The 5,379-nt window shown below is 74.3% G+C and carries 6 protein-coding genes; 2 read left to right on the top strand and 4 right to left on the bottom strand.

All coding sequences use genetic code 11. From position 1 onward, the window contains the following. On the top strand, nt 1–214 hold a 214-nt coding region (locus tag F1544_RS22965; protein WP_208972469.1), incomplete at its 5' end, for an alpha amylase C-terminal domain-containing protein. A 37-nt stretch (nt 215–251) separates the two neighbouring features. Here F1544_RS22965 and F1544_RS22960 read toward each other — a convergent pair. From F1544_RS22960 to F1544_RS22945, 4 genes are all read right to left on the bottom strand, one after another. After that, nucleotides 252–1,190 (bottom strand): ABC transporter substrate-binding protein, encoded by a 939-nt coding sequence (locus tag F1544_RS22960; protein WP_167588520.1) that lies wholly within the window; start codon nt 1,188–1,190, stop codon nt 252–254. A 78-nt stretch (nt 1,191–1,268) separates the two neighbouring features. Beyond that, nucleotides 1,269–2,015 (bottom strand): ABC transporter permease, encoded by a 747-nt coding sequence (locus tag F1544_RS22955; protein ID WP_308470292.1) that lies wholly within the window; start codon nt 2,013–2,015, stop codon nt 1,269–1,271. After that, the gene (locus tag F1544_RS22950; protein WP_167588518.1) at nt 1,985–2,635 is read right to left on the bottom strand and encodes an ABC transporter permease; all 651 of its coding nucleotides are present in this window, start codon (nt 2,633–2,635) and stop codon (nt 1,985–1,987) included. The genes F1544_RS22955 and F1544_RS22950 overlap by 31 nt, the downstream gene beginning before the upstream one ends. Next, on the bottom strand, nt 2,632–3,666 hold the full coding sequence (locus tag F1544_RS22945) for an ABC transporter ATP-binding protein (RefSeq protein WP_167588517.1): 1,035 nt from the start codon (nt 3,664–3,666) through the stop codon (nt 2,632–2,634). Before F1544_RS22945 ends, F1544_RS22950 begins: the two co-directional genes overlap by 4 nt. A 144-nt stretch (nt 3,667–3,810) precedes the next feature. Between F1544_RS22945 and F1544_RS22940 the strand changes: the two genes are divergently transcribed. Next, nucleotides 3,811–5,379 (top strand): aromatic amino acid lyase (locus F1544_RS22940; protein WP_167588516.1); only part of this gene is annotated, 1,569 nt, incomplete at its 3' end.

The following is a 5,379-nucleotide window of genomic DNA, read 5'->3' as shown; positions in this document are numbered from 1 at the left end:
CTCCGGCGCTGCGTACGAGGACTTCCGCGTGGGCCTGCCCACCGGGGGCACCTGGCGCGAGCTGCTGAACACCGACGCCGAGGAGTTCGCGGGCTCCGGCGTCGTCAACACCGGGCCGCTGACCGCCGAGGCGGTCGCCTGGAACGGCCAGGAGCAGTCGGTCCAGCTGCGGGTGCCGCCGCTGGGCGTCACCTGGCTCGTGCCGGACGCCTGACCCGGCGACGACGGGGTCTCTCAGGCGGCGAGGTCTCTCAGGCGACGGGGTTGGCCGCCAGGAACGCCTTCGCGACCGTCGCGCTGTCCTGCTTGTCGACCTGCACCTTGGCCAGGTACTCGGTCAGGTTGTCCGTCGTCAGCACCGCCGAGAAGGCGTTGAGGGCGTTGGTGATCGTCTGGTTGTTCTTCGACGACCGGATGAGCGGCAGGATGTTCTGCGCCAGGAAGAGGTTCTTCGGGTCCTCCAGGACGACGAAGCCCTTGGTGGCGATGGCCGAGTCGGTGGAGAAGACGTTGCCGACCTGGATCGAGCCGTCCTCCAGCGCACCGACGGTCAGCGGGCCGCCCGCGTCCAGGGGGCGGAACGTGCCGAACTCGACGCCGTAGAGGGCCTTGAGGCCGACGAGGCCCTGGTAGCGCTCCTGGAACTCCGGGCCGGCGCCGAGCGAGAGGTCCTTCGCGACGGGCGCGAGGTCCTCGATGGTCGACAGGTTGTACTGCGACTTCGTCGCGGGCAGGACGCTCAGCGTGTCCTTGTCCTCGGCGGCCGACTGCTGCAGCGTCTCGGTGCCCTCGGGCAGCGCCTTCTGCAGCTCGTCGTAGACCTGCTCGGGGCTGCTGACGCCCTCGGGCGCGCCACCCTCGACGAGCGCCGCCAGCAGGGCGCCGTTGTACTCGGGCAGCAGGTCGATCGAGCCGTCGTCGAGGGCCTTGAGGTAGACCTCGCGCGCCCCGATGTTGAACTTGCGCTCGACCTTCACGCCCTTGGCCTCGAGGACCTGGGCGTACATCTCACCGACGAGCTCGCTCTCGGGGAAGTTGGCGGAGCCGATGATGACGGCGTCCGACGCGCTCGCGGAGCCGCTGGAGCTCGAGCTGGAGGTCGCCAGCGGGTCGTCGCCGGAACCGCACGCGGCGGCCGTGAGCGTCGCGCCGGTGGCGAGGGCTGCGCCCAGGAGGGTCCTGCGCTTCATGTCCGTGGGCTTCATGGTCGAGCCTTTCGATGGGTCGGGACCAGAGGGGGATCAGGTGAACTCGGGAAGGAATCTACGTCAGAGCAGGTCGGGGTCGAGCCGCTCCGCCGAGGCCCGCGCGCCGCGCCGGCGCAGTCCGCGGCCCGACACGCCGGGCGAGACGACGTAGCGCTGCACCAGCCCGAGGCCGAGGTCGAGCACGATCGCGAGCACCGCCACCACGACGGCCCCGGCCACGACGCGGCCGTAGTCGTTGACCGAGAGGCCGTCGATGAGCAGCCGGCCGAGGCCCGACAGACCCACCGACGCCGCGACGGTGGCCGTCGCGACGACCTGCAGGGCCGCGCTGCGCAGGCCGCCGAGCATGACCGGCAGGGCCATCGGCACCTCCACGCGCCACAGCACCTGCCACGGCCGCATGCCCATCCCGACCGCCGCGTCGACGGCGCTGCGGTCGACGTTGCGCAGTCCCGCGTAGGTGGTCGTGAGGATCGGGGGGATGACCAGCACCGTCAGGGCGATGAGCACGGGCAGGAACCCCAGGCCCATGAGCGTCACCATGAGCATGAGCAGGCCCAGCGTCGGCAGCGAGCGGCCGGCGTTGCCCGCGTTGATGGCCAGGAACGACCCGCGGCCGGTGTGGCCGATGTAGAGGCCGACGGGCAGCGCGATGGCGATGCCGCACAGCAAGGCGACCCCGGTGTAGCCGAGGTGCGCGAGCAGCAGGTGCGGGATGCCGGTCGGCCCCGACCAGTGCGTGCCGTCGAGGAGGTAGGGGGTGTCGTCGCCCACGGTCAGGCCCTCCGTGCGGAGGCGCGCGACCACGGGGTCACCGCGCGCTGGATCGAGACGATGACCAGGTCGGTGACCGCGGCGAGCAGCACCGAGAGGATCACGCCGACGAGGATCGGCGCCGGGTAGAACAGCTGGAAGCCGCGGGTGAACAGGGCCCCGAGGCCGCCGACGCCGATGAGGGCGCCGACGCTGACGAGGCTGATGTTCGACACGGCCGCCACCCGGACGCCCGCGAGCACGACGGGCAGCGCGAGGGGCAGCTCCACCTCGAGCAGGCGGCGGGTGCGGCGGTAGCCCATGGCGGTGGCGGCCTCGGTGAGCGAGGCGTCGACCGAGCGCAGGCCGTCCGCGACCGTGCGCGCCATCAGCGCCAGCGTGTAGAGCGACAGCGCCACGACGATGTTCACGGGCGAGAGGATCCGCGTGCCCAGCACGTAGGGCAGCGTCACGAACAGCGCCAGCGACGGGATCGAGTAGACGATCCCCGAGGCGTTGAGCAGCGGGTGGTAGAGCCAGCCGAAGCGCACGCCCAGGTAGCCCACGGGCAGCGCCAGGACGACCCCGATCAGCAGCGGCAGGAAGGCCAGCGGGACGTGCTGGCGCAGCGCGGCGAGGACGACGTCGGAGTTGTTCGAGAGGTAGTCGATCACGCCGGCGCCCTCCGGGCCGCGAGGTGGTCGACGAGGTCGTGGTGCGGCACGAGGCCGTCGGCGCGCCCGGCGCCGTCGACGCGGACCGCGGTGGCCACGGGCGAGCTCAGCGCCAGGTCGGTGACCAGGCGCAGCGAGTCGTGCGCCGTGAAGGTGCCCTCGACCGGCGCGCTGCCGCCGCGGACCCCCGGCCCCTCCCAGCACACGGGCCGGCCGGAGTCGTCGAGGACCAGGCGCGCGCCGCCCACCTCGCCCAGCGGGCGGACGGGCAGCGAGGCCGCCGACTCGAAGGACAGGCCGCGGAAGCCGCGGTCGCGGCCCACGAAGTCGCGGACGAAGTCGTCGGCGGGGCGCTCCAGCAGCTCCTGCGGGGTCCCGACCTGCGCCAGGTGACCGCCCGCGCGGAACACCGCGATGGTGTCGCCGAGCTTCACGGCCTCGTCGATGTCGTGGGTGACCAGGGCGATCGTCTTGCCCAGCTCGGACTGAAGCCGCAGGAACTCCTGCTGCAGCTGGTCGCGCACCACGGGGTCGACGGCGCTGAACGGCTCGTCCATGAGCATCACGGGCGGGTCCGCGGCGAGCGCCCGCGCCACCCCGACGCGCTGCTGCTGCCCGCCCGAGAGCTGCGAGGGGTAGCGGTCGGCGAACGCGGTCGGCAGGCCGACGCGCTCGAGCAGCTCCATCGCGGCCGCGCGGCGCTCCTTCTTGCTGCGCCCCAGCAGGTGCGGCACGGTCGCGACGTTGTCGACGACCGTGCGGTGCGGGAACAGCCCGGCGTGCTGGATGACGTAGCCGATGCCGCGCCGCAGCACCGCGGGGTCCTTCTCCAGGACGTCCTCGCCGTCGACGAGGATGCGCCCCGACGTCGGCTCGACCATCCGGTTGATCATGCGCAGCGACGTCGTCTTGCCGCAGCCGGACGGGCCCACGAACACGGTGATCTTCCCCGAGGGGAGTTCGAGGTCGAGGTCGTCGACCGCGACGGTGCCGTCGGGGAACTGCTTCCGGATGTGCTCGAAGGTGATCACGTGGCTCCATGGAGTCGGTCCCGCGGCGCCCCGGACGCGCCCTGAATGAGATGTTTCATGTCAGCGACTGTTGAATGAGGATGGTCGAGCAGGCAGGATGGACCCGTCTGGAGCAGGTCCCGCCGCCCGGGGAACGGAGCCATCGTGCACGACGCCCCGCTCGACGCGCACGAGGTCCGCCTCGACGGCAGTCCCCTCCCGCTCGACGCCCTGGCCGACCTCGCCTCCGGGCGCGCGCGTGCGGTGGTGGACCCGGGGGCGCTGGCTCGCCTCGTTCCGCTGCACCACGCGATGCTCGCAGCCCGCGAGCGCGGCGACGTCTACGGGGCGACGACGGGTGTCGGCGGCAACCGCCACGTGCGGGTCGACCTCACCGCGGAGCCCGGCCCGCAGGAGCACCCGGCCGCGGGCGAGGGCGAGCCCGCCGAGGACGCCGGGGCCCGGCACGGCCTGCGCCTGCTGCGCAGCCACGCCGCCAGCACGGGCCCCGTCCTCGACGCGGCCACGGCCCGCGCCGCGCTCGCGGTGCGCCTGAACCAGCTGCTCGCCGGTGGCCGCTCGGCCGGCGGGGCCGGGGTCAGCCCGCCCGTCGTCGCCGCCCTCGCGCGCGCCGTCGAGACCGGCGCCGTCCCGACCCTGCACGTCTTCGGCGGCATCGGGACCGCCGACCTGGCCCAGATGGCCGAGCTCGGGCTGACGCTCGTCGGCGAGCGCCCGTGGGCGCAGCCCGGCACCGGCCGGGGCGTGCACCCGGTCGAGCTGGGCCCCGCCGACGCGCTGCCGCTGATGTCCTCCGGCGCCGTCACCCTGGCCACCGCGGCGCTCGCCGCGCGGGAGGTCCACACCCTGCTGCGCGCGTCGCTCGCGGTGGGCGCCCTGTCCTTCCTCGCGCTGCGCGGCAACCCGCAGGCCTTCGCCGAGGCCGTGCACACCACGCGCGCGCACCACGACCAGCCCGAGGTCGCGGCCCAGCTGCGGCGCCTCGTCCAGGGCTCCGGCACGCCGGTCCGCCTGCAGGACCCGTTCGGCCTGCGCGTGCTGCCGCAGGTGCTCGCCCCCGCGCTCGCCGCGCTGCGCCACCTCGAGGACGTCCTGCTCGTCGAGACGTCGTCGGTGACGGAGAACCCGCTCGTCACGACCGCCGGCGTCCTGCACCACGGGCAGTTCCACACCGCCGCGCTCGCCAACGCCCTCGACGCGGCCCGGGCCGCGGTCCACCCCGTGCTCACGCTGTCCGCCGCCCGCCTCGGCCTGCTCATGCGCCCCGAGCACACGGGGCTGCGCGCCTTCGTCGCCGTCGGCCCGGCCGGCAGCTCCGGGCTGATGATCAGCGAGTACGTCGTGCAGGACGTCCTCGGCGAGCTCCGCGCGGGCGTGTCCCCGACCACCGCGGCGGCGCTGAGCATCTCCCTCGGCCTCGAGGAGCACGCGAGCTTCGCGACGCAGGGGGCGCGGGCGCTGCGCCGCGTCGCCGACCTCGCCCCGATCGTCGTCGGCGCGGAGGCGCTGGCCGCGACCCGGGCGCTGCGCGTGGTGCCCGACCGGCTGACGCGCCCCGCCCGGCCGCTGTTCGCGCTGCTGGACGCCGCCGTCGACGCCGACCTCACCGACCACCCGCTGGGCGAGGACCTCGGGCGCGTCGTCGCCCTGCTGCCGGGCGTCGCGGCCCTCGTCCCCCGGCCGCGGCGGCGGGGCCGCACCGAGGGCGGCGCC

The sequence above is a fragment of the Kineococcus rubinsiae genome (assembly GCF_011839805.1).
GTDB classification, from domain to species: Bacteria; Actinomycetota; Actinomycetes; order Actinomycetales; family Kineococcaceae; genus Kineococcus; species Kineococcus rubinsiae.
The sequence above is the reverse complement of the archived record's forward strand: the minus strand, read 5'-3'. Positions and strand labels throughout refer to the sequence as shown.

What these genes read in the sequence shown, in the direction of transcription:
- F1544_RS22960 (WP_167588520.1), bottom strand. Translation starts at nt 1,190, where the DNA reads ATGAAGCGCAGGACCCTCCTGGGCGCAGCCCTCGCCACCGGCGCGACG.